Consider the following 20,824-nt stretch of genomic DNA (forward strand, 5'->3'; position numbering starts at 1 on the left):
GTCAACGCTCATTCGGAGACCTGGTCGGTGAGCGTACGGAATTCTTCCCAGGATTGCGGAGGCTTGCTGGGGGACCAGACTTTCTGCGCCAATGCCGCGAGCGGAAGTCGAATGCCGCGGGCTACTTGCTGTGCGCTCTGTGCCCGGGCCTGATCGCACCAGACGGCGAGGCGGGCGCCAGGCACGTGGTAGATCCGCTTTCCGGTGGGGTAGTCGAAGTCGTTGGGCTCGCCGAGCACGTAATAGAGGTACTCGTCGTGGGTGTTGATTACCTTGCGGCCCTGCTTCAGAAAGGGTTCCGGTGTGAGCGCGCCGATTTCTTTCCCGGTCCAGTACTCGACCTGGCGGTCGGCGTCCGGCCGGACGGCGGCGCCGGGTACGAATCCGTCGTTCCACGCCGTGGTCTTCTTGCCGTGAGCGCGCAGCCTGTCCGCGCGGTCGTTGAGCCAGCCGGCGGTCAGGTCTGCCACCTTGGCGCGGGGACCGTGGCGTTCGCGGGCGGCGGCGGCGAGGTGCGGGAAGTGGGCCTCGGGGTCGGCGTCCTGCAGTGCCAGGTATTCGTCGCCGCCGAGGTGCCAGCGTGTTCCGGGAAAGAGCGGGGCGAATTCGTCCAGCAGGTCATCGGTCAGGTCGGCGGCGGCCGGCTTGGATACGTCGATCGCGCCCGGCAGCCGTGTTCCATCGCCGCTCTTCAGCTGCAGTCCCGGGTGCGCCTTGAGTACCGCGCCCAGATGTCCGGGTGAGTCGATCTCGGGGTGCTTGTCGCTTTCGATGCGGAACGCCTGGTCGTCGGAGAAGTGCAGGCCGAGTTGGTTGAGTTTCAGGTCGGCCATCTCGTCCAGGCGGGCCAGGAGCCAGTCGGCGCTGAAGTGCTTGCGGGCGGTGTCGACCATGAGCCCGCGCTGTGCCCGGTCCGGCCGGTCTGCGATCTGTCCTGCGGGTAGCCCACCGCCACCACGCAGCGCCTGCAGCGTCGTCGCCGCCGGTGACGGTGACGGCGCCGTCGTGCACGGTGATGCGGTACGCCTCGCGACCGCCGTGTTGGTCCGGGCCGAGCCGGAGGAGTACATCCCCTGGCCCGGGTTGGCGCTCCTCAGCGGTGTCGCCGGTGGCCTGGTGCCGTACGTCAAGGTCGCGGGCCAGTAGCCGGGCCTCGTCGCCCAATGATTTCTCGGCGGTGATCACCCGAGTGCCGGGCACCGGCCGCCACCCGGGACCGTCAGCCGGCTCGAAGGAGCGGACGGCCGGCACGGTGCGCGGCGCAGGCGGCTGCTGCTTTTGGTCGAGGCCGGTTTGCGCCAACTGATCGTCGTGGTCCGGCTGCTCGGTGGAGACTGCCAACGCGCCGAGGCCAATTACGGCTACGGCACCGGCCACCAGGAGAGGGATGCGCCCCAAGCGAGACAGCCGCCTCCTGCCGGCCCACACACGAACAAACATCACGGTTCCTTCACACCCTCTGGTCCTCCGCTCGGTCACCTCCTCCAGGCATAGGTGGCCGCCATCCGACGCGGCTGCATTGGGCCGAACGCGAGCGCGTCTCTGGTCGCATCCCCGCTGAGTCGAGCTGGGCGCCAGATAGCGCAAAGGTCCCGGGGAGCGGCCGCAGTACTGTCTTCGTCCCTGGGGGCAGCCGCGCCCGCAGGCGCCGCCGCAGCCCCCAACCTCTCCTTGGTCGGCAGCACCACGAAGATGGCACCGGGCGGCAAAGGCACCCAGTCACTGGTCATCGAGAACTCCGGCAAAGCCGCCGCGAAAAAGGTCCGCCTCACCTACGTAACGCCCGTCTATGTCAACGTGAACGAGAAGGCCGACCTGCCGCGGGGCTGTCGGATGAAGCTGGCCGACGCCGACCCTTACCTCCCCCAAGTCGTCTCCTGCACCCTCCCGCGTCTCGCCGCCGGAGCGAAGAAGAAGGTCACCTTCCCGGTGACGATGACCAAGAGGGCGCGCTTCGTCGGACCCAACTTCGGTATGGGCATGGCCCGCCCTGTCGGGACTTCGGATGCCGATCCCACGGACAACTGGACACAGCCGATCATCCAGTCCATCCGCCCGACGCCTGCCGTCCCCCAGGGACATGTAGTCGATCTGTGGCACTCCATCGATGTGCCACCGCTGTCCCCGCAGCGCGGCAGGGACATCACCTTCACCTTCGGCAACAAGGGACCGGACATGAACGGGCCGGCACAGCTCGTCTTCGTCACGCCCTTCTACGTCAACACCGACCACAAGCAGCCGCTCCCACCCGGCTGTTCACGGAAGCTGGCGGAGACCGACCCGCTGCTGCCCGAGGTGGTCCAGTGCAATCTGCGCCCCATCCCCGCAGGCGCCGAGCGTCAGCTGCGCATCCCGCTCACGCTCATCCCCGGCGGACCGCGCGGCGTCGTCTACAGCCTCGCCGTAATCGCTCCGGACAACGTCAACGACGTAGAACGCGACCAGACGGACAACCTCTCCGGCCCCGGCGCACTGAACATCCAGGGCTAACGCCCCTGGCGCCCGGGGGTGAGCGTGTCGCCCTCCGCCGTCGGAGGGCGACACGCCGTCCGTCGCATTTCATCGACTTCGATCATCGGTGTCTGCGGGGAGTGCTCGCGCTACCGCCGTCGCTCGACAGCGAGCAGTGCGGCGTCGTCCTGCTGGCGTCCTCCCGCATGCCGCAGCAGTGCACCTCGCAGCCCTTGCACCAGGTGGTCCAGCGTCTCTCCGGCCAGATTCTCCGTCTCCTGGGCGAGGGGGAGGTAGTGCCCGTCGCGGTTGCGGCATTCGATGAACCCGTCCGTATAGAGCAGCAGACGGTCCCCCTCCCGGAAGTCGACCGTCTGTACGACATGCTCGGTGCCGAAGAGCGCGCCCAGCCCGACGGGGGCCCCTGGCGCCTGCGGCCGTACGGTCTCCACTCGGCCGTTTCGTACGCGCAGCGGCTCGGTGTGCCCGCAATGCACCATGCGCACGTACGGCTCGCCCTCCGGGATCTCCAGCATCAGAGCGGTCGCAAACCGCTCGCTGAATTCCTCGTCGTAGCTGAGCTTCACATGTCGCGTCAGGCTCTCCTCCAGCCGCTCCGCCACGCCGGCGAGTGACTGTTCCCGGTGTGCCGCCTCGCGAAAGCACCCCAGCAGGGCGGCCGAGGCGCCGACCGCCGGCAGCCCTTTGCCGCGCACGTCGCCGATAAGCAGCCGCACCCCGTACTGCGTGTGCAGCGCCTCGAAGAAGTCTCCGCCGACCCGCGCCTCGGAAGCGGCCGCGAGATAGACGGCACGCAGCTCCGTCCCGGCAATGCGTGACGGCACCGGATGCAGCAGCGCTGCCTGTGCCGCTTCGGCGACGGCACGCACCTGGCGCAGTTCTCTCTCCTGCCGCCGCCGGATCCCGCAGGCGGCGATGCTGGCCGCGCAGACGGCTGCGATGGATACGAGGAGCACATCGGAGTCCACCCGCCCCCACAGATGGTGGACGACATCCATCCACACCGTGGCGAGGACGGCGAGCACACTGACCAGGGCCGTGACCCACAGCTCGGTGGTGGCGGCGGCGACCACCGGGACGACGCCGATGGCGGGCTCCATGTGCAGCCACCCAGGAGTGACCTGGCACAGCAGCACGGCGAGGGGGACGAGCAGGAGGGGGGCGAGGGCGCGCCTGTGTAGAACCAGGTGAGCCCGATGCGCCGCGGTGATCACTGCGCCACCACCTCCCTTCAGCCCAAATATACTAATTGCTCCCTTTGCCAGTACCCCAAGCTGGGCGACCCAGGTGCCGCGGTCGTGCACTGTGTGTGGCATCACACAGCAGAGCTGAGACGCGCATCACTAGGAGCCCTGTCTATCCACCCCTAAGGTCACGCCCCCAGCTCGCCCGCCCGGCTGATGCCCGGTTCGCGGCGTGTGGTGGGGATACGTCCCGGTCATGAGCGCAAGCTTCGGCGCGAGGGGTGCGATTGGCGTAGCCGGGCATGGCCGTCGTTGACAGCGCGGGGCAGCGGCAGGACGTTCGACTCGACCGGGCCTGCAGCAGACGAGGTCCGGCTCTAGGGGAGGGGCAGCTCATGCCGGCTCGACCAGCGCAACGCGTTCTCGATGACATGGTGCAGAACCGGGGCCGTGGGGCACCGCTACGCCGGAAGTTGGCCAGAAACAAGGACCGCAACTGGCTGCTTGCCGTGATCCTGCACAGCTGCGCCAAGCACGCCGAGGGCGCCAAGCTCAGCGATCTGGAGCAGTCGATCGTCACCGCGTTCCGCAAGAACGGCTTCACCGACGCGCAGATCAAGAGCCACGGACAGGTCGACCAGCGGATTCCGCAGGATCTGCGCAACGAGCTGTTCCCCGCCAAATTCGCCCAGCTCGACGTCAAGCAGTCCTACACCCTGGCCGATCTGGGCCGCGACGCCCCGGATCTCGTACGGACAACGCTGGCCATGCCGACCGTCACCCAGATCGACGTGCCCGCGATCCACCAGGGGACCGCGACGCTGGCGGACTTCCCGCTGCCGTCGCGCTCTGTGCTGCGCGAGCACGCCGCCGCGATGCTGGTGGCGTTGGAGTCCGATGAGCCCACGGCCGCTGCGGCCGCCGCCGGCCGGTACACCATCAAGGCCAGCTCATTCCACTGCACCGACCGGCAGACCGACAGTGTCTTCGGCCCGGCCAACGAACCGTATTTCATCTTCGGATCGCTCGGCGGCGGCATCGCCGTCACCACCCAAAGCCGAGTCTTCGACGACGTCGACAACGGCGAGACCCGCACCTTCTCCTCCACCGATGGCTGCATCTGGGGCCAGAACTGCGCGGCCCAAGCGCTGCCGACCGGCGAGATCGGCTCCCTGGTCTCGCTCTTCGAGCACGATTCGGGCGACCCGTCGGAGATCAGAGCGGGCGTGGCGGTGGCGTTCGCGGCCGCCGCGGGGATCCTGGTGGCCACCGGGGTCGCGGCCTGGGTCGGCGCAGTCGTCGCCGGCGTCGGCGCCACCATCCAATGGCTGATCGGCTTCATGGAAGACGACCACATCGCCGACAACACCTTCGTCTTCACCGGCAGCGTCGTGGCGAAGCAGATCCCCAATGTGGGCTCGTCATTCAACGTGGTCCGCCGCTTCACCGACGGCGACGGCGACTACTCCCTCACCCTCAAGGTCACCCACGTCTCCTGACCTCCACCGGCCCTCCGACGCGACAGGTGTCGGAGGGCCGGAAGGTGGGACCAGGCAAGCGCTCGCCGCTCACTCGTGAGCGATCGCCGCCAGTACGTTCAGCCGCGATGCCCGGAGCGCGGGTAGTAGCGCGGCGGCCAGGCCCACCAGTACCGAGCCGCCCATGACCGCGACCACTGTCCACCACGGCACGGCGAAGGCTCGCATGCCCTGCAGTGCCAGCACCTCGTGCACGCCGCCGCCCCAGACGAGACCCAGGGCCAGGCCCAGCAGCGCGCCGAACACCGCGATCATCACCGCCTCGAGGCGGATCATCCGGCGCAGCTGACGCCGGGACAGGCCGATCGCGCGCAGCAGCCCGATCTCGCGGGTGCGCTCGACCACGGACAGGGCGAGGGTGTTCACCACGCCCAGCACCGCGATGATGATCGCGAGGCCGAGCAGCGCGTAGACGAGATAGAGCAGCACCGCGATCTGTTCCCGTACGAGCTCCTTCAGGTCGGCCTGGTCGCGGACCTTGACCTGGGGGAAGCCCTCCATCGCGCGGTCGATGCGCGAGCGCAGCTGCTGCTGGTCGGTGCCGTCGGCGGCGTTGATGAACAGCGCCGCGTCCTGGGCGCCGGGGAGGTGCTTCTCCAGGGTGCCGAGGCCCATGAGGAAGCCGCCTTGGGTGCCGAAGGCGTTCGCGGAGTCCCGCTTGTTCAGGGCGGCGACGGTCAGCACGGTGCGTTTGCCGGTGCTGAACTCCACCGGCAGGCGCGAGCCGATCCGCAGGCCGTGCTCGCGCGCGTACTTCGCCTCGAGGCCGACGCTCCCGTCGGCGAGCGCCGCCTTGGTGCTGCCCGCCGTGTATTCGAGCTTGGCCACCTTGTCGAGACCGGGGTCCATGGCCCCCGCGGCGGTACGCACCTTGCTGCCGTCCGGCAGCGTGATGCGCAGCGGCGCGTACCGCTGGCGCACCAGCAGCCCGACCCCGTCGACCTTCTGCACCCGCTCGCTGATCTCCTTCGGGAACGGCCCGAAGTTGTCGTTCTGGACAACGAAATCGGCGCCCAGCGAGCGGTCGATCTCCTCGTCGAAGGACTTCGTCATCGACGCCCCGGCCACCGCCATGCCGCCGACCAGTGCGAGCCCCACCATCAGCGCGGAGGCGGTGGCGCCGGTGCGGCGCGGATTGCGCAGCGCGTTCTGCCGGCTCATCGTCCCCACCGGGCCGAACACCCGCGGGAACGCCGCCCCGAGCGCGCGGATGACGGGCCGTACCAGCAGCGGCCCGGCCACCACCATCGCGATCAGGGTGAGCACCACCCCGAGCAGCAGATAGACGGCCGTGGTCGAGGTGTCCGTGCTCAGCACGCACCCGACGAAGGCCGCCGCGCCCGCCAGCGCCAACAAGGTCCCCGCGACGGCCCGGATGCGCAGCGGCCGGCCGGTCCCGGCGATCTCCAGGTCGGCGAGCGCCGCCATGGGGGAGACCCGGGCGGCTCGGCGGGCGGGCAGATAGGCGGCCACGAAGGTCACGCCGAGGCCGACCACGTAGGCCGCGACGGGGGTGGTGGCCTTGACCGTCATCTCGGCCGCGTCCAGATTCATCCCCAGCGCGCTCATCAGCTCGATCAGCGCCGCCGCGAGCCCGACCCCGGCCGCGAGGCCCAGCGTCGCGCCGACGAGCCCGAGCAGCACCGCCTCGGTCAGCACCGACCGGCGGACCTGCCGCCGGTCCGCGCCCAGCGCCCGCATCAGGCCGAGCTCGCGGGTGCGCTGCGCGATCAGCATCGAGAACGTATTCACGATGAGGAAGACCCCGACCAGCACCGCCACGCCCGCGAAGCCGAGCATCACGTACTTGATCACATCGAGGAACGAACCCAGCTCCTCGGTGGCCGACTTGGCCTGCTCGTCCGCCGTCTTCACGGTGTACCCGGACCCGACGGCGGCCGCCACCCGCTTCTTCAGCGCCGCGTCGTCGACCCCCTCGGCGGCGTCGATGACGATCGCGGTCGCCTGCCCGGGCTTGCCGAGCACCTTGCGCTGCGCCGTGTCCGTATCGGTGAAGACGAGGGTCGCGCCCGGGTTGGTGGTGGTGAACGCGGCCACGCCCACCACCCGCACCTGATGGCTGCCGGGCCCGGCGACGATCTTCAGCCGGTCGCCGATCCCGATGTTCTTACGGTCGGCGGTGTCCTGGTCCACCAGCGCCTCGCCCGGCCCGCGCGGGGCATCGCCGGTGCGCAGCTCCACGGCGCTCTTCGGCCCCGGGTCCCAGTTGGAGGCGATGGTCGGCGGGCCGTTCGTGCGCCCGACGGGTTTGTTACGGGAATCGACCACCGTCACCCGCTCGACCTGCACCCGCACCCGGGCCTCCGCGACGCCGTCCACGGCGGCGACCTTGTCGCGGAGCGATGCGGGCACGGTCGGCACCAGCCCTGAGCTGATCCCCTGCGCCTCGTTGAACCGCTCCTTCGGCCCCACGGACACATCCGCGGCAGTCGACTTGAAGAGCCGGTCGAAGGTCCGGTTGACGGTGTCGGAGAAGATCAGGCTGCCGGAGACGAACGCCACCGACAGCACAACCGCGAGGGCGGACAGGAGCATCCGCCCCTTGTGCGCGAAGAAGCTGCGCAGCGTCGCACGGAGCATCCTCGGCTCAGCTCTTCCTGATCCCGTCGAAGCGCTTCATCCGTTCCAGTACGGCCTCGGCCGTCGGATCCGGCATCTCGTCGACGATCCGCCCGTCGCCGAGGAACAGCACCAGATCCGAATGCGCCGCGGCCCCCGGATCGTGCGTCACCATCACCACGGTCTGCCCGAGCGCGTCCACGGCCTCGCGGAGGAAGGACAGCACCTCGAGCCCGGAGCGGGAGTCGAGATTCCCGGTCGGCTCGTCCGCGAAGATCAGCTCCGGGCGGGAGGCCAGCGCCCGCGCGCACGCCACCCGCTGCTGCTGCCCGCCGGAGAGCTGCGCCGGGCGGTGGGTGAGCCGGTCGCCGAGGCCGAGCGTGTCGATGACGCGGTCCAGCCACTCCTTGTCGGCCTTCCGGCCGGCGATGTCCATGGGGAGGGTGATGTTCTCCAGCGCATTGAGCGTGGGCAGGAGATTGAACGACTGGAACATGAACCCGACCCGGTCGCGCCGCAGCCGCGTCAGCTCCCGCTCGCTCAGCCCGGTGATCTGGGTGGTCCCGAGCCAGACCTGCCCCGCCGATACGGAGTCCAGCCCTGCCAGGCAGTGCATCAGCGTAGATTTCCCGGAGCCGGAGGGCCCCATCACCGCCGTGAAACGGCCGCGCGCTATCTCCACATCCACGGCGTCCAGGGCGATGACCGCCGTCTCGCCGGACCCGTACGCCTTTGTCAGCCCTGTCGCCCGGGCCGCGAACGGGGCCCCGTCCGCGACGCTGTCTGCCTGTGCCGCCGCCGGTGTGGACACGGCCGCCTCCCCGGTGCGTTGAACGGTCAACTCCCCTGCCTGCGCCCGAGGGTAGGCCGCGGGCGGCCCGCACGGCATCCTTCCGAGGGCTTCCCGGCGGCGGCGCCTCTCGTACCCGGGGATGACATAAACCGGGATGACACGCAGATCGCCGCCGCATAGGCTCCCGGCCCATGACATGGACCGCACCGGTGATCGACCGCAGGACCGAGCCGTACGTCGGCGACGAGCGCACGATGCTGCAGGGCTGGCTGGACTTCCACCGCGACACGCTGCTGCAGAAGTGCAGGGGCCTGACGGCCGAGCAGCTGAAGCAGGCCAGCGTGCCGCCGTCGGGGCTGACGCTGCTCGGCCTGGTGCGGCACCTGGCGCTGGTGGAGCGCAGCTGGTTCCGGATCCGTTTCGCGGGCGAGGATGTGAAGGACCTCTACATCACGGACGACAATCAGGATGCGGAGTTCGACGACGTGGCGTCGGCCGACGCCGAGGCGGACTTCGCGGTGTACCGGGCGGAGCTCGTGGCCTGCGACGCGGCCGTCGCCGACCGCGATCTGGAGGAGACCTTCGTGGACCCGCTGGGCGGGTCGACGCGCAGCCTGCGCTGGGTCTACATCCACATGATCGAGGAGTACGCGCGCCACAACGGTCACGCCGACCTGGTGCGCGAGCGCGTCGACGGGGTTACGGGAGACTGACCGCCATGACTATTTCCTGGACCGCACCGAAGATCGACCGCCAGGAGGGCCCGCTGGTCGGGCCCGAGCGGGCGATGCTGCAGGACTATCTGAACTGGCACCGCGACACGCTCCTGCTCAAGTGCGAGGGCCTGACCGCCGAGCAGCTCGGCACGGCTGCCGTACCGACGTCGAATCTCACCCTGCACGGGCTGGTGCGGCACCTGACGAAGGTGGAGCGGAGCTGGTTCCGGCAGGACGTCGCGGGCGAGGACGTGCCGAAGCTCTACTCGACGGCGGAGCGGCCCGACGCGGATTACGAGGATCTCGACGCGTCGGCGGCGGAGGCGGACTTCGCCGCGTACCGGGACGAGGTCGCCGCGTGCGATGCGGTGATGGCGGGATACGAACTCGACGACACGTTCACGTTCGGGCGAGTCGAGCGGCAGACGATGAGCGTGCGCTGCCTGTACCTGCACATGATCGAGGAGTATGCGCGGCACAACGGGCACGCGGACATGATCCGGCAGGCGATCGACGGCGTGACGGGGGAGTGAGCCGTCAGCCGGGCTTGTGGGCGACGCCCAGGACGTGACCGGCCGCCGGCCCGTTGAAGGGCACCTTGACGTGGTCGTACGGGCCGATCTCGAAGCCGGCGCGGGTGATGGCGGCGATCGCGTCGCGGGAGGTGTGGCAGCCGCCGAGGAGCAGGGGCCAGAAGGTGTGGTCGACGGTCCACTGGGCGGCGCGGGTCACCGGCCGGTCCGACCGCACGTGCTCGAAGAACCGCAGCTCCCCGCCCGGGCGCAGGACGCGGCGGAGCTCGCCGAGGGTCCGGTCGACGTCGCGCACGGAGCAGAGCACGAGCGACGCCACGGCGGCGTCGAAGGCCTCGCTCTTGACGGGCAGCGCTTCGGCGGTGCCGGGCACGACGTCCACGGGAATGTCGGCGCGCAGGGCCGCGTCGGAGGCGAGGCGGCGGAGGCGGCGCTCCGGTTCGATCGCGACGACCTCGGAGACGGTGCCCGGGTAATGCGCGAAGCTGAGGCCGTTGCCGGCGCCGATCTCGATGACGCGGCCGGTGAGGCCGTCGAGGAGCCGGTCCCGGTGGGCGCCGAGACCGGCGCCCACTTCCGCGCGGGGGCTCATCCTGGCGTAAAAGCGGGCGAAGAGCGGGTGGTGCACGGCGTCTCGCGGGGTTTTGCTGCGGCCGGGCATTGGGGTGTCCCTCCGACGACAGTGCTACGGCGATTGTGCCGTGCGCACGGCGGGATGCATCCGTATCTGCGGCAGGGCGCTGGACGTGTCTGAACTCCCGGCCGCAGGAACGGCTGTCGTACGACTCGACACCCCGCCGGCCCCGGAAGCCATCGGCATCGGCGTGCACGGCCCGGCGGGCCACGTGGACGAGTTCCTGCTGCCGGACCTCTGGCAGTTCCACCTCTACGACTACGAGGCCGACCTGACCGTCGGCGGGGTCGAGCACACCATCCGCCCCGGCAGCGTCAGCCTGGTGCCACCCGGAACGCCGGTGCGCTACCGCTATCGCGGTCGCTCGGAGCACCTCTACGTCCATCTCCGGCTCGGCGCGGGCGGCGCACCGCGCGAGGTGGCGGCGGTGCAGCACGCCGGGGTGCATGTCACCGAGCTGGACCGGCAGTTGCGGAAGGCCCTCTCCGCCTGGCCGCAGACGCCCGGGCGGGCGGTCGCCGAGGTGTGGGCGGCGCTGTGGCGGGTGGCCGAGCTCGAGCCGCCCCGCGACCGGACGGCGCACGGCACTCATCCGGCGGTGGCTGCCGCGGTGGCCCTGATCGAGGCGCGGCTCGCCCGGCCGCTGACCGTGTCCGGGATCGCCAAGGAGACAGGGGTCTCCCACAACCACCTGACCCGCCTGTTCCGGGCCGCCACCGGGCAGACGGTGATCGGCTATATCCGCACCCGCAGAATGACGCAGGCCCGGCACCTGCTGCGGGCCAGCACCCTGTCCATTGCCGCGGTCGCCGCCACCGTCGGCATCCCGGACCTGCAGGCGTTCAACAAAGCGTGCCACCGGGAGCTGGGCGCCTCCCCGCGCGCCATCAGAGCCGGGGCCGCCCGAAGGTGAGAATCGACCAGTGGACGGTGAACGCGACCCACGCGATCCGACACCGCCGCTCCTAGCTTGGACGCATGGAAGAAGCCGAGACAGACATCCCCGAAGCTCTGCTCAGTTCGGTGCAGATGGCCCGCTTCGTAGCGCGCGGTTCGGTCCGCCTCGACGCGGTGGTCCCGCCGGAGATGAACGCCGAGGCGCTGCCCGTCCTCGATGACGGAGTGCCGCCGGTGCCGTACGGTACGCCGGTGAGCCAGGCCTTCAAGCCGGGCTCGTTCCCCCGCCGGCTGCTCGAACTGCCGCAGGTGGCCGGTGCGTTGCGAAGCCTGGTGGGCCCGGAGCCGACGGTCGACCACCACGCCGTGCACATCCGCGAACCGCACGGCGGTGAGGCCCAGCCACTGCACGCGGACGCCATCATCGACGTACGACCGGACGCCTTCGACGTCCAGCTCATGTACTACCCGCAGCAGGTGACCCTCGAAATGGGCGGCACCCTCAGCGTGCCCGGCAGCCATCTGCGGCGCACCAACGAGTCCGACACCGGCCGCTACCAGAACCTGCGCGGCCAGGACCGGCTCGTCTGTCCGGCCGGCACCGTGGTGTTCCTGCACCACGGACTCTGGCACGGCGGCCGGCGCAACGACAGCGACAGCCGCCGCTACATGTTCAAGATCCGCTTCAATCCCCGGGTGCGACAGCGGCTCCTGTGGGACACCTCGGACCTGCACGACCCGGAGGTGCACGCCGAGCTCGACACGCACTTCCCTTGGTACGAGCAGGCGTCGGGCCGGCTCGAGCGGTACAACCGCGCGCTGCTTTGGCGCGAGCTCACCGGCGACGACACCTTCGACATCGAGCACTGGGTGACCAGGACCGCCAACCGCCCTCAGGAGGCTGCCGTATGACCGCACCCACGACGACCGCACTGAGGCAGCAGCTGCTGGTGCTGTACCTGTCGACCTCCGCCCTCGACTCGCCGGTCGTCGCCTGGTCGCGCTACGACGGGACCGGCCGCACCACCCCGACGGCGGGGGACAGCGACGAACCGCCGTACCCGACGGGCGTCGCCGCCCTCCTCGACGGCTGGCGGCTGATCCAGGTCGCGCAGCTGATCCCGCCCGCCCGGGGCCACGAGTACGACACGTCCTTCCTCAAGCACGAGTGCTTCTTCGAGAGGATCGTGGATCTACGGGAGCCGGCGTGACCGGTCAGCCCGGCGGCGCCCACCGCGCCGCAAAGTCCCGCGCATCCCACCCACCGCCGAGCCGCGGCGCCAGCCACCCCGACGCGGCTGCGCGAAATTCCGACGGCACCAGCCCGCCGGACCCCGAAGGCACCGCCCCCAGCAGCGGCACCGCCGCCACCTCCGGCAGGTCCGCCACATTGCACCGCGCCGCCAGATCCGGCTCACCCGGCCACGACCCGACGACCACGCCAGGGCATTCGATGCCCCGCGATCGCAGCGCCTCGGTCGTCAGCTCCGTGACGTTGAGCGTGCCGAGCCCGGCCGCCGCCACGACGATGACGGGCGCACCGACAAGCGCCGCCGCATCAGCGAGCGTCCCCCCGTCGGCGTCGTATCGCACCAGCAGCCCACCGGCCCCCTCGACCAGCACCAGGTCGTGCGCGGCCGCCAGCTTCTCCGCCGCCTCCGCCACCTCCCCGGGCCGTACGGGCGCCAGCCCGCACCGCCGGGCAGCCGTCCCCGGCGCGAGCGGCTCCGGATAGCGCGCCAGCTCCACTCCCGTTACGGACCCGGCGAGGCGAGCCACCTCCGCGACATCGCCGGGCTCCCCAGGCGCGACCCCGGTCTGCGCCGCCTTCAGCACGGCCACCGACCGCCCCGCGGCCACCGCGACCGCGGCCAGCGCCGCCGTCACCACGGTCTTGCCGATCTCCGTACCCGTACCGCTGACAAACGTGACGCCCATGCTCACCCAGCCTCCGCCGCCGCACACACCGCCGCGCAGACGCGCGCGAGATCCGCGTCGCCCGTCACGTACGGCGGCATCGTGTAGATCAGATCCCGGAACGGCCGCAGCCACACCCCGGCCGAAACCGCCGCCCGCGATGCCGCCGCCATGTCCACCTCGTGGTCCAGCTGTACGACACCGATCGCCCCGAGCACCCGCACATCCCGCACTCCGCGGAGCTCCGCCGCCCCGGCGAGGCCGTCCGCGAGACCGCCCTCGATCCGCTTCACCTCGGCCTGCCAGTCCTGCCCGGTCAGCAGGTCCACGGAGGCGCACGCCACCGCCGCGGCCAGCGGATTGCCCATGAACGTCGGCCCATGCGCCAGCACCGGCACCTCGCCCCGCGAGATGCCTTCGGCGACCTCACTCGTGCACAGCGTCGCCGCCATGGTCAGATAGCCGCCGGTCAGCGCCTTGCCCAGGCACATCACATCGGGCGACACCTGCGCATGATCCGCCGCGAACAGCGCCCCCGTACGCCCGAATCCGGTCGCGATCTCGTCGAAGACCAGCAGCACATCGTGCTCGTCGCACGCCTCCCGCAGCACCCGCAGATAGCCGGGGGAGTGGAAGCGCATCCCGCCCGCGCCCTGCACCACCGGTTCGACGATCACCGCGGCCAGCTCATCCGCATGCCGCGCCACCGTCTCCCGCAGATGGTCCGCGTACGCCGGGTCCACCGCATCCGCGAAGCCCCCCGGCGGCGCGTCCGCGAACACCTGCTGAGGCAGCACGCCACCCCACAGATGGTGCATGCCGCCGTCCGGATCGCACACGCTCATCGGCTGCCACGTGTCCCCGTGATAGCCGCCGCGCCACGTCATCAGCCGCCGCTTGCCCGGCCGCCCCCGCGAACGCCAGTACTGCAGGCACATCTTCGCCGCGACCTCGACCGACACCGACCCGGAGTCGGCGAGGAAGACGTGCCGCAGCGGCTCCGGCGTGATCTCCACCAGCCGCGTCGCCAGCGCCACCGCCGGCTCGTGCGTCAGGCCGCCGAACATCACATGGCTCATCCGGTCCAGCTGATCGCGCGCGGCCTCGTCCAGCGCCGGGTGCCGGTAGCCGTGGATCGCCGACCACCAGGACGACATCCCGTCGATGAGCTCGTCACGCCCGTACGCCGGCTCCGCGAGCCGCAGCCGCACCCCGGCCGCCGACTCGACGACCAGGGGCTGCTGCCGCCCGGGCATGGGCCCGTACGGGTGCCAGACGTGCTCGCGGTCGAGCTCCAGCAGCTGCCGCGGCGGAAGCGGGTCACGCATTCGGTGGCAGCTCCGTCCCGGCGCCGCGGCGGCGGACCGCGACCAGCTCCGCGTCGCGGTGCTCCGGCAGGGTCGTCGTCTCCTGGCCCTCCACCTCGAAGCCCGCGTCCGCGATCATGTCGAGGTCGGCCTTGCCGGCCTGGCCCTCGCTGGTCAGGTAGTCGCCGAGGAAGATGGAGTTGGCGATGTGCAGGGCGAGCGGCTGCAGGCTGCGCAGGTGCACCTCGCGGCCGCCGGCGATGCGGACCTCGACGTCGGGGTGGACGAAGCGGACCATGGCGAGGATCTTCATCGCCCGCTGCGGGGTGAGGTTCCACTCCTTGGCCAGCGGCGTGCCCTCGAAGGGGATCAGGAAGTTCACCGGCACCGAGTCCGGGTCCATTTCCCGTAGCGCGAAGGCGACGTCCACCAGGTCGGCGTCGCTCTCACCCATCCCGGCGATCAGCCCGGAGCAGGCCGAAAGGCCCGCCGCCTGGGCCTGCTTGACCGTCTGCACCCGGTCGGAGAAGTCGTGCGTGGAGCAGATGTCGCCGTACATCTCCTCCGAGGTGTTCAGGTTGTGGTTGTACGCGTCCGCGCCCGCCGCGCGCAGCCGGTCGGCCTGGCCGTCGGAGAGCAGGCCCAGGCAGGCGCACACCTCGACGCCCTCGTTCTCGTCGCGGATCGCCGAGATGGTGTCGGCGACCCGGTCCACGTCCCGGTCCGTCGGCCCGCGGCCGCTGGCGACCAGGCACACCCGCTTGGCGCCGCCGGCGACGCCCGAGGCCGCCGCGGCGGCCGCCTCGCCGGGCTTCAGCCAGGTGTACTTCAGGATCTCGGCCTTGGAGCCGAGCCGCTGCGAGCAGTAGCCGCAGTCCTCCGGGCACAGGCCCGACTTGAGGTTGACCAGATAGTTCAGCTTCACCCGGCGGCCGAAGTACTTCCGGCGCACCTTGCCGGCGGCCGCCACCACGTCCAGCAGGTCGTCGTCCGGCGTAGCCAGTACGGCGAGCGCCTCGTCCCGGCTCGGCAGCTCGCGCCGCAGCCCTTTGTCCACCAGCGTCTTCAGCAGGTCCATGCCGGTGATCCTTCCCCACCACCTGCCCGGCGGCCAATGAGACACCGCACAAGGCTCGCCGCGAAGCGTGTGTGCCTCGCCACACAGCGCGAGCCGGGTCGGGCGTCGTACGGTGCGCACATGCCCCGCGACCCCCAGCCCACACCCTTCGCCTGGATCGACGAGGCGGCCGCCGCCCGGCGCCGCGCCGGTCTCGTCCGCACCCTGCGCCCGCGCCCCGCGGACAGCGACCTGCTCGACCTGGCGGGCAACGACTACCTGGGTCTTTCCGCGCACCCCGAGGTCACGGGCGCGGCCGCCGAAGCCGCCCGCCGTTGGGGCGCGGGCGCCACCGGCTCCCGCCTGGTCTCCGGCACCACGCAGCTGCACGCCGAACTCGAGGCGGAGCTCGCCGCCTTCACCGGCTTCGAGGCCGCGCTCGTCTTCTCCTCCGGGTACGCCGCCAATCTCGCCGCCGTCACCGCACTCACCGGCCGCGGCAGCCTGGTGGTCTCCGACGCGGGCAATCACGCCTCCCTCATCGACGGCTGCCGGCTCTCCCGCGCCGCGGTCGACGTCGCCCCGCACGCCGACCCGGAGGCCGTCGACAAGGCCCTGACCGGCCACGACGGCCGCACCCTCGTCGTCACCGACGCCGTTTTCTCCGTCGACGGCGATACGGCTCCGCTGCCCGAGCTCGCCGCCGTCTGCCGTACGCACGGAGCGGCGCTCCTCGCCGACGACGCCCACGGCCTCGGTGTGCTGGGGGAGGGCGGCCGCGGCACGCTGCATGCCGCGGGCCTGGCGGGCGATCCGGGTGTCGTCGCGACCGTGACGCTGTCGAAGTCCCTCGGCAGCCAGGGCGGCGCCGTGCTCGGCCCGGCGCCGGTGATCGAGCATCTGCTCAACACCGCGCGCACCTTCATCTTCGATACGGGCCTGGCCCCGGCCGCGGCGGCCGGCGCCCTGGCGGCGCTGCGGCTGCTCGCCCGCGAACCGCGGCGGGCGACCCGCGTCCGCGCCGTGGCGGAGGCGCTGCACGGCGGCCTGACAGCCGCCGGGTTCGCGCCCGTACGACCGCAGGCGGCCGTGGTCTCCGTGCCTGCGCCGACCCCGGGGTCCGCGGTCCGGTGGGCCGCGGACTGCCGGGACGCCGGCCTCGCGGTCGGTTGCTTCCGTCCGCCGTCGGTGCCGGACGGCATCTCCCGCCTGCGGCTGACCGCGCGCGCGGATCTCACGGACGGTCAGGTGGAGCGGGCGGTGACGACGGTGGTGCGCACCGCGCCCGCTAGCAGTCGGTGATTTCGCCGGTCTTGACTGCCGCGGTGAACGACGTCCACGCCTGCGCGGTGAAGACGAGCGTGCCACCCGCCGGGTTCTTCGAGTCGCGGACGGCGAGCGACCCGGAGACCGTGCGGGTGGTCTCCACGCAGTTGTTGGCGCCTGTCGAATAGCTGCTGCGCACCCAGCGGGCGCCGGGTGGAGCTGCGGTGCTGGGGATGTACCGGGACGGGGCGGTCATGGTGCCTCCTCACGCTCGTGCGCTTATGGCGGCGATCAATTCCAGTGACGCGTCGTGCGGTAGGGCGCCCGCCTCCAGTGTGGTGAAGGCCTCCCCGTACGCCCTCAGGTCTTCTTTCCGTTCGAGGTAGAGAGTACTCGTCAAGTGGTCGAGAACCACCACATCCAGGTCGGCTCCGTGCGAAAAAGAGAAGATAACGAAAGGCCCTGTAACCCCAATGTGCACGCCGCTGTCGAACGGCAGCACCTGCAGCCGCACATGGGGCAGTCTCCCCACCTCCACGAGATGCCGCAGCTGCTCCGCCATCACCTCGGGCCCGCCCACCTTCCGGCGCAACACCGCCTCGTCCAGCACCGCGTGCAGCAGCAGCGGCCGGCTGCCGTGCAGCACCGTCTGCCGCGCCAGCCGCACATCCACCAGCGCCTCGACCTGGCGGCCCCGGGCCGCGCTGCCGAGCGCCGCCGAGGTCACGCAGCGCGCGTAATCCGGCGTCTGCAGCAGGCCGGGCACCACCGTGGTCTCCAGCGTGCGCATGCCGGTCGCCTCCGCCTCCAGGCTGATGAAGTCCCGGTAGGCGGGCGGCAGTAGATCGCGGTACGAGCTCCACCAGATCCGCGGCCCTGACGCCACCCCCTCGGCCAGCGCCAGCAGCAGCTGCCGCAGTTCGAGATCGCGCACCCGGTAGGCGTCAAGGAGCAGCACGACGTCCGCCGGCTTGGCGGCGCTGCGCCCCGTCTCGATCCGGCTGACCTTCGACTGATGCCAGCCGACCCGTCCGGCCGCCTCGCCGCTGGTGAGCCCGGCCAGGGCTCGCTGTCGTCGTAACTCTTCGCCGAGCTTGCGCCGGCGCACCGCTGGACCGTGCCGCATGCCGCACCAGTGTGCCCCCCGAATACGGTCGGCCGTAGCAGACTTCACCGCTTCGAGGGACAGATATATGCAGATCCTGTGAGATCGGCCACGGGCCAGGGCACTTCGGTGGCAGGCTGTCGCGCAGCAACCACCCGTGGTCGTCCTCGACTTCTACCCGCACAAAGCGTCGGAGTCCGGCCCCGGGGCGGGAAAGGGACGGGCGCGGCCATGGCGGATCATCAGGAAGCATCAGTCACTCTGCCGAGCGATCCGGCGTCGGTCACCGCGGCCCGCAGATATGTCACCGAAGTGCTGACCGAGTGGGGCGTGCCGGAAGAGGCCGAGACCCGTGACACGGTACGCCTGATCGTCTCCGAGCTGGCCACCAACGCCATTCAGCACACTTTCGGGCAGTCGCCCGTCTTCACGGTGAAGGTGGAGCTGGAGCGCGACGAGGCGCTGCGGATCGGCGTCACCGACAGCCACCCCCGCTGGCCGCAGCGGCTGCCGGCCGCGGTGCAGCAGGACAACGGCCGCGGCATGGTCATCATCCGCTGGCTGATGGCCGAGGCCGGCGGCCGGCTGACGGTCAAGCCGACAGCGGACGGCGGCAAGACGGTGTGGATCGCGCTGCCGTGGAAGACGCCGGTGGCCTGAGGCCGCCGGCCCCCTACTGCTGCGACCTGCCGAACGTCCCGCGCAGCAGCGCCCGCAGCGACTGCGCCGCCGCATTCGCCTCGCCTTCCCGGTACGCCACCCCGATCGTCCGCTTCAGCGCCGGCGGATCGAGGCGCCGCGTCGCGATCGGCGTGACGGCCAGCCGCGCCATCATCTCCGGCACCACCGCCACCCCGAGCCCCGCGCTGACCAGCGCGCAGACGAGCACATAGCCGGGGGTGTCGCAGCGCACGGCCACCCGCGCCCCTGCCGCGACGAGATGCGCCTCGACGGCGCTGCGGCTGGTGTTCTCCGGGGCGCAGGCCACCAGCGGCTGCCCGGCGAGACCGGCCATCGGCAGCCGCCCGGTGCCGGCCGTCAGCGCATGCCCGGGTGCACTGACGACCACCAGCTCCTCGGTCAGCAGCGGCTCGACGGCCACCCCGGCGGGCGGCTGCTGTGCCGTAGCCGCGGGCGCCGGCTCGTACGTGTGCGTCAACGCCAGGTCCGCCTCCCCGCGCGCCACCGCCGCGACACCGAGCGGCGGCTCGTACTCGACGACGGAGAGCTGCACATCGGGATGATCACGGCGGAACGCGCTCAGCACGGGCGGCAGCAAATGCGTCCCGGCCGTCATGAACGACCCGACCCGCAGCCGCCCACCACTGAGCCCACTCAACTCGGCCAGCTCCAGCCGCGCCCGGTCCAGCTCATCCAGTACGCGCCGCGCCCGGGCCAGCAGCAGCTCACCGGCGGCGGTGAGCGTGGTGCCCCGGTGGTGGCGTACGAGCAACGCGGCCCCCGCTTCCCGCTCCAGCTTCGCGAGCTGCTGCGACAGCGCGGGCGCGGTATACCCGAGCCGCTCGGCCGCCCGCGTAATTGAACCGGCCTCGGCAACGGCGACGAGCGCGGCCAGGCGCTGCGGATCGTACATAAAAGAAACCCTTAAGGCAGACCCAGGAAATCCCCAATACCTTACGGGGGTCCGGGTACGGCACCCTGATCCCATGGAGACGTCACACACCGTCGCGCACACCGACGTGAAGAGCGCCGCCGCGCGCATCGCCGGGCAGGTCAGGCCGCTGACCGTGGCCCCCGTCGGCGAGGGGCTGCACTTCGCCCTGGAATTCCTGCAGCACACCGGCACCTTCAAGGCCCGCGGTCAGGCCAACTTCCTTGCCGCGCATGCCGAGCAGGGCGCGCTGCCCGAGGCGGGCGTGGTGATCGCGTCCGGTGGCAATGCCGGCCTGGCCTGTGCCTGGGCCACCGCCCGGCACGGCATCGAGGCGCATGTCTTCGTGCCCGAGACCACCCCGGCGGTGAAGGTGGCGGGCCTGCGCCGCTACGGCGCCGACGTCCGCCTGGAGGGAGCGCTGTACGGCGAGGCGCTCGAGGCGTCCCGCGCCTACGCCGCCTCCTCCGGCGCCCTCGTCGCCCACGCCTACGACAACCCCCTCGTGTCGGCCGGCGCCGGCACCCTCCTCCCGGAGCTGGCGGCCGCGGTGCCCGACGGCATCGACACCGTGATCGTCTCGGTCGGCGGCGGCGGGCTCTACGCCGGCGTCGCGGCAGCCGCCGACCACCTCGGCATCCGCGTCGTCGCCGTCGAGCCGGAGGGCTCCCGCGCCCTGCATGCCGCGCTGGAGGCGGGCAAGATCGTCGACGTCGTCCCCGACTCCATCGCCGCCGACGCCCTCGGCGCTCCCCGCGTCTCGCAGGACGCCCTGACCTGGGCGCAGCACCCCGGCACCCGCTCGGTCCTGGTCCCGGACGAAGCGATCGCGGCCGCCCGCCGCACCCTCTGGGCGGACCACCGCATCGCGGTGGAGAACGCCGCCGCCACCGCATACGCGGCCCTCACCCACGGCGCGTACGACCCCCAGCCCGGCGAGCGCATCGCGGTGGTCCTGTGCGGCGCCAACGCCGACCCGTCCGGCCTGACCTGATCAACCGGCCGTCAGCAGCGCCTCCGCGCCGACCCGTCGGGCCTGGCCTGATCAGCCGGCCGTCAGCAGCGCCTCCGCGCCGACCGGCCTGAACCCGGCGGCGAGAAAGGCCCGCACGCTGGCCGCGTTCCCCGGCGCGATCTGCGCCCACAGCGGCGCGCCGTCCGGCACCAGCCGCCGGGCGGCCGCCGCCAACCGCCGCCCCAGCCCGGCCCCCTG

General features: G+C 71.4%; 21 protein-coding genes and 2 pseudogenes. 10 read left to right on the plus strand and 13 right to left on the minus strand.

Annotated elements, in window-relative coordinates; genetic code table 11:
* Positions 1-8: 8 nt before the first annotated feature.
* Positions 9-893 carry a family 20 glycosylhydrolase gene (locus G5C51_RS43945; protein WP_338117992.1) on the minus strand — a complete coding sequence of 295 codons (885 nt, stop codon included), beginning with the start codon at positions 891-893 and terminating at the stop codon, positions 9-11.
* Positions 894-1,029: 136 nt separating this feature from the next.
* Positions 1,030-1,440, minus strand: a pseudogene (locus G5C51_RS43950) (hypothetical protein); the annotation flags it as partial.
* 231 nt (positions 1,441-1,671) lie between these two features.
* Here G5C51_RS43950 and G5C51_RS02830 point away from each other — a divergent pair.
* Complete coding sequence (locus G5C51_RS02830; RefSeq protein ID WP_165230957.1) at positions 1,672-2,490, plus strand: COG1361 family protein; 819 nt, start codon at positions 1,672-1,674, stop codon at positions 2,488-2,490.
* A gap of 110 nt (positions 2,491-2,600) precedes the next feature.
* Here G5C51_RS02830 and G5C51_RS02835 read toward each other — a convergent pair whose 3' ends face one another.
* Entirely contained in the window at positions 2,601-3,572 is a 972-nt protein-coding gene (locus G5C51_RS02835; protein ID WP_165230960.1) for a PP2C family protein-serine/threonine phosphatase, read from the minus strand.
* A gap of 557 nt (positions 3,573-4,129) precedes the next feature.
* On the opposite strand from G5C51_RS02835, the gene G5C51_RS02840 reads away from it, so the two are divergent.
* Positions 4,130-5,155 carry a hypothetical protein gene (locus tag G5C51_RS02840; protein ID WP_206313335.1) on the plus strand — a complete coding sequence of 342 codons (1,026 nt, stop codon included), beginning with the start codon at positions 4,130-4,132 and terminating at the stop codon, positions 5,153-5,155.
* Positions 5,156-5,224: 69 nt separating this feature from the next.
* Here G5C51_RS02840 and G5C51_RS02845 read toward each other — a convergent pair whose 3' ends face one another.
* Both G5C51_RS02845 and G5C51_RS02850 read right to left on the minus strand, forming a co-directional pair.
* A complete protein-coding gene (locus G5C51_RS02845; protein ID WP_165230963.1) occupies positions 5,225-7,795 on the minus strand; it encodes an ABC transporter permease in 2,571 nt (856 codons plus the stop codon).
* 7 nt (positions 7,796-7,802) lie between these two features.
* Positions 7,803-8,585 carry an ATP-binding cassette domain-containing protein gene (locus G5C51_RS02850; protein WP_165230966.1) on the minus strand — a complete coding sequence of 261 codons (783 nt, stop codon included), beginning with the start codon at positions 8,583-8,585 and terminating at the stop codon, positions 7,803-7,805.
* 173 nt (positions 8,586-8,758) lie between these two features.
* On the opposite strand from G5C51_RS02850, the gene G5C51_RS02855 reads away from it, so the two are divergent.
* Together G5C51_RS02855 and G5C51_RS02860 are read left to right on the plus strand one after the other, a co-directional pair.
* Positions 8,759-9,280 carry a DinB family protein gene (locus G5C51_RS02855; RefSeq protein WP_165230969.1) on the plus strand — a complete coding sequence of 174 codons (522 nt, stop codon included), beginning with the start codon at positions 8,759-8,761 and terminating at the stop codon, positions 9,278-9,280.
* A 5-nt stretch (positions 9,281-9,285) separates the two neighbouring features.
* On the plus strand, positions 9,286-9,816 hold the full coding sequence (locus G5C51_RS02860; protein ID WP_206313337.1) for a DinB family protein: 531 nt from the start codon (positions 9,286-9,288) through the stop codon (positions 9,814-9,816).
* A gap of 4 nt (positions 9,817-9,820) precedes the next feature.
* Here G5C51_RS02860 and G5C51_RS02865 read toward each other — a convergent pair whose 3' ends face one another.
* Entirely contained in the window at positions 9,821-10,477 is a 657-nt protein-coding gene (locus G5C51_RS02865; RefSeq protein ID WP_165230972.1) for a class I SAM-dependent methyltransferase, read from the minus strand.
* Between the two features lie 85 nt (positions 10,478-10,562).
* On the opposite strand from G5C51_RS02865, the gene G5C51_RS02870 reads away from it, so the two are divergent.
* The 3 genes from G5C51_RS02870 (at position 10,563) to G5C51_RS02880 (ending at position 12,558) form a co-directional block, all read left to right on the plus strand.
* Positions 10,563-11,363: a helix-turn-helix transcriptional regulator gene (locus tag G5C51_RS02870; RefSeq protein ID WP_165230975.1), complete on the plus strand. Its 801-nt coding sequence runs from the start codon at positions 10,563-10,565 to the stop codon at positions 11,361-11,363.
* 65 nt (positions 11,364-11,428) lie between these two features.
* On the plus strand, positions 11,429-12,259 hold the full coding sequence (locus tag G5C51_RS02875; protein ID WP_240929339.1) for a phytanoyl-CoA dioxygenase family protein: 831 nt from the start codon (positions 11,429-11,431) through the stop codon (positions 12,257-12,259).
* Positions 12,256-12,558, plus strand: coding sequence for a hypothetical protein (locus G5C51_RS02880; RefSeq protein ID WP_165230978.1), 303 nt, complete (start codon positions 12,256-12,258; stop codon positions 12,556-12,558). Before G5C51_RS02875 ends, G5C51_RS02880 begins: the two co-directional genes overlap by 4 nt.
* A 4-nt stretch (positions 12,559-12,562) precedes the next feature.
* Here G5C51_RS02880 and bioD read toward each other — a convergent pair whose 3' ends face one another.
* From bioD to bioB, 3 genes are read right to left on the minus strand one after another with little or no spacing between them, the layout of a single operon-like run.
* Entirely contained in the window at positions 12,563-13,285 is a 723-nt protein-coding gene (bioD, locus tag G5C51_RS02885; protein WP_165230981.1) for a dethiobiotin synthase, read from the minus strand.
* Between the two features lie 2 nt (positions 13,286-13,287).
* The gene (locus G5C51_RS02890) at positions 13,288-14,592 is read right to left on the minus strand and encodes an adenosylmethionine--8-amino-7-oxononanoate transaminase (RefSeq protein ID WP_165230984.1); all 1,305 of its coding nucleotides are present in this window, start codon (positions 14,590-14,592) and stop codon (positions 13,288-13,290) included.
* Entirely contained in the window at positions 14,585-15,649 is a 1,065-nt protein-coding gene (gene bioB, locus G5C51_RS02895; RefSeq protein WP_165230988.1) for a biotin synthase BioB, read from the minus strand. Before bioB ends, G5C51_RS02890 begins: the two co-directional genes overlap by 8 nt.
* Positions 15,650-15,769: 120 nt before the next feature.
* Here bioB and G5C51_RS02900 point away from each other — a divergent pair, with 120 nt between their 5' ends.
* Positions 15,770-16,930 (plus strand): 8-amino-7-oxononanoate synthase, encoded by a 1,161-nt coding sequence (locus tag G5C51_RS02900; protein WP_165230991.1) that lies wholly within the window; start codon positions 15,770-15,772, stop codon positions 16,928-16,930.
* On the opposite strand, the gene G5C51_RS02905 is transcribed toward G5C51_RS02900, so the two are convergent.
* Both G5C51_RS02905 and G5C51_RS02910 read right to left on the minus strand, forming a co-directional pair.
* The gene (locus G5C51_RS02905) at positions 16,917-17,150 is read right to left on the minus strand and encodes a DUF397 domain-containing protein (RefSeq protein ID WP_165230994.1); all 234 of its coding nucleotides are present in this window, start codon (positions 17,148-17,150) and stop codon (positions 16,917-16,919) included. The two genes, G5C51_RS02900 and G5C51_RS02905, sit on opposite strands and share 14 nt — an antisense overlap.
* A 9-nt stretch (positions 17,151-17,159) precedes the next feature.
* Positions 17,160-18,020: a helix-turn-helix domain-containing protein gene (locus G5C51_RS02910; protein WP_165230997.1), complete on the minus strand. Its 861-nt coding sequence runs from the start codon at positions 18,018-18,020 to the stop codon at positions 17,160-17,162.
* Positions 18,021-18,230: 210 nt separating this feature from the next.
* On the opposite strand from G5C51_RS02910, the gene G5C51_RS02915 reads away from it, so the two are divergent.
* Entirely contained in the window at positions 18,231-18,659 is a 429-nt protein-coding gene (locus G5C51_RS02915; RefSeq protein ID WP_165231000.1) for an ATP-binding protein, read from the plus strand.
* A 13-nt stretch (positions 18,660-18,672) separates the two neighbouring features.
* On the opposite strand, the gene G5C51_RS02920 is transcribed toward G5C51_RS02915, so the two are convergent.
* Positions 18,673-19,593 (minus strand): LysR family transcriptional regulator, encoded by a 921-nt coding sequence (locus G5C51_RS02920; protein ID WP_165231003.1) that lies wholly within the window; start codon positions 19,591-19,593, stop codon positions 18,673-18,675.
* Positions 19,594-19,666: 73 nt separating this feature from the next.
* Here G5C51_RS02920 and G5C51_RS02925 point away from each other — a divergent pair, with 73 nt between their 5' ends.
* Positions 19,667-20,605 carry a serine/threonine dehydratase gene (locus G5C51_RS02925; protein WP_165231006.1) on the plus strand — a complete coding sequence of 313 codons (939 nt, stop codon included), beginning with the start codon at positions 19,667-19,669 and terminating at the stop codon, positions 20,603-20,605.
* A 51-nt stretch (positions 20,606-20,656) separates the two neighbouring features.
* Here G5C51_RS02925 and G5C51_RS42790 read toward each other — a convergent pair.
* Positions 20,657-20,824 (minus strand): annotated as a pseudogene (locus tag G5C51_RS42790) (GNAT family N-acetyltransferase); the annotation flags it as partial.

It is taken from the genome of Streptomyces coryli, assembly GCF_011044975.1.
Taxonomy (GTDB): domain Bacteria; phylum Actinomycetota; class Actinomycetes; order Streptomycetales; family Streptomycetaceae; genus Streptomyces; species Streptomyces coryli.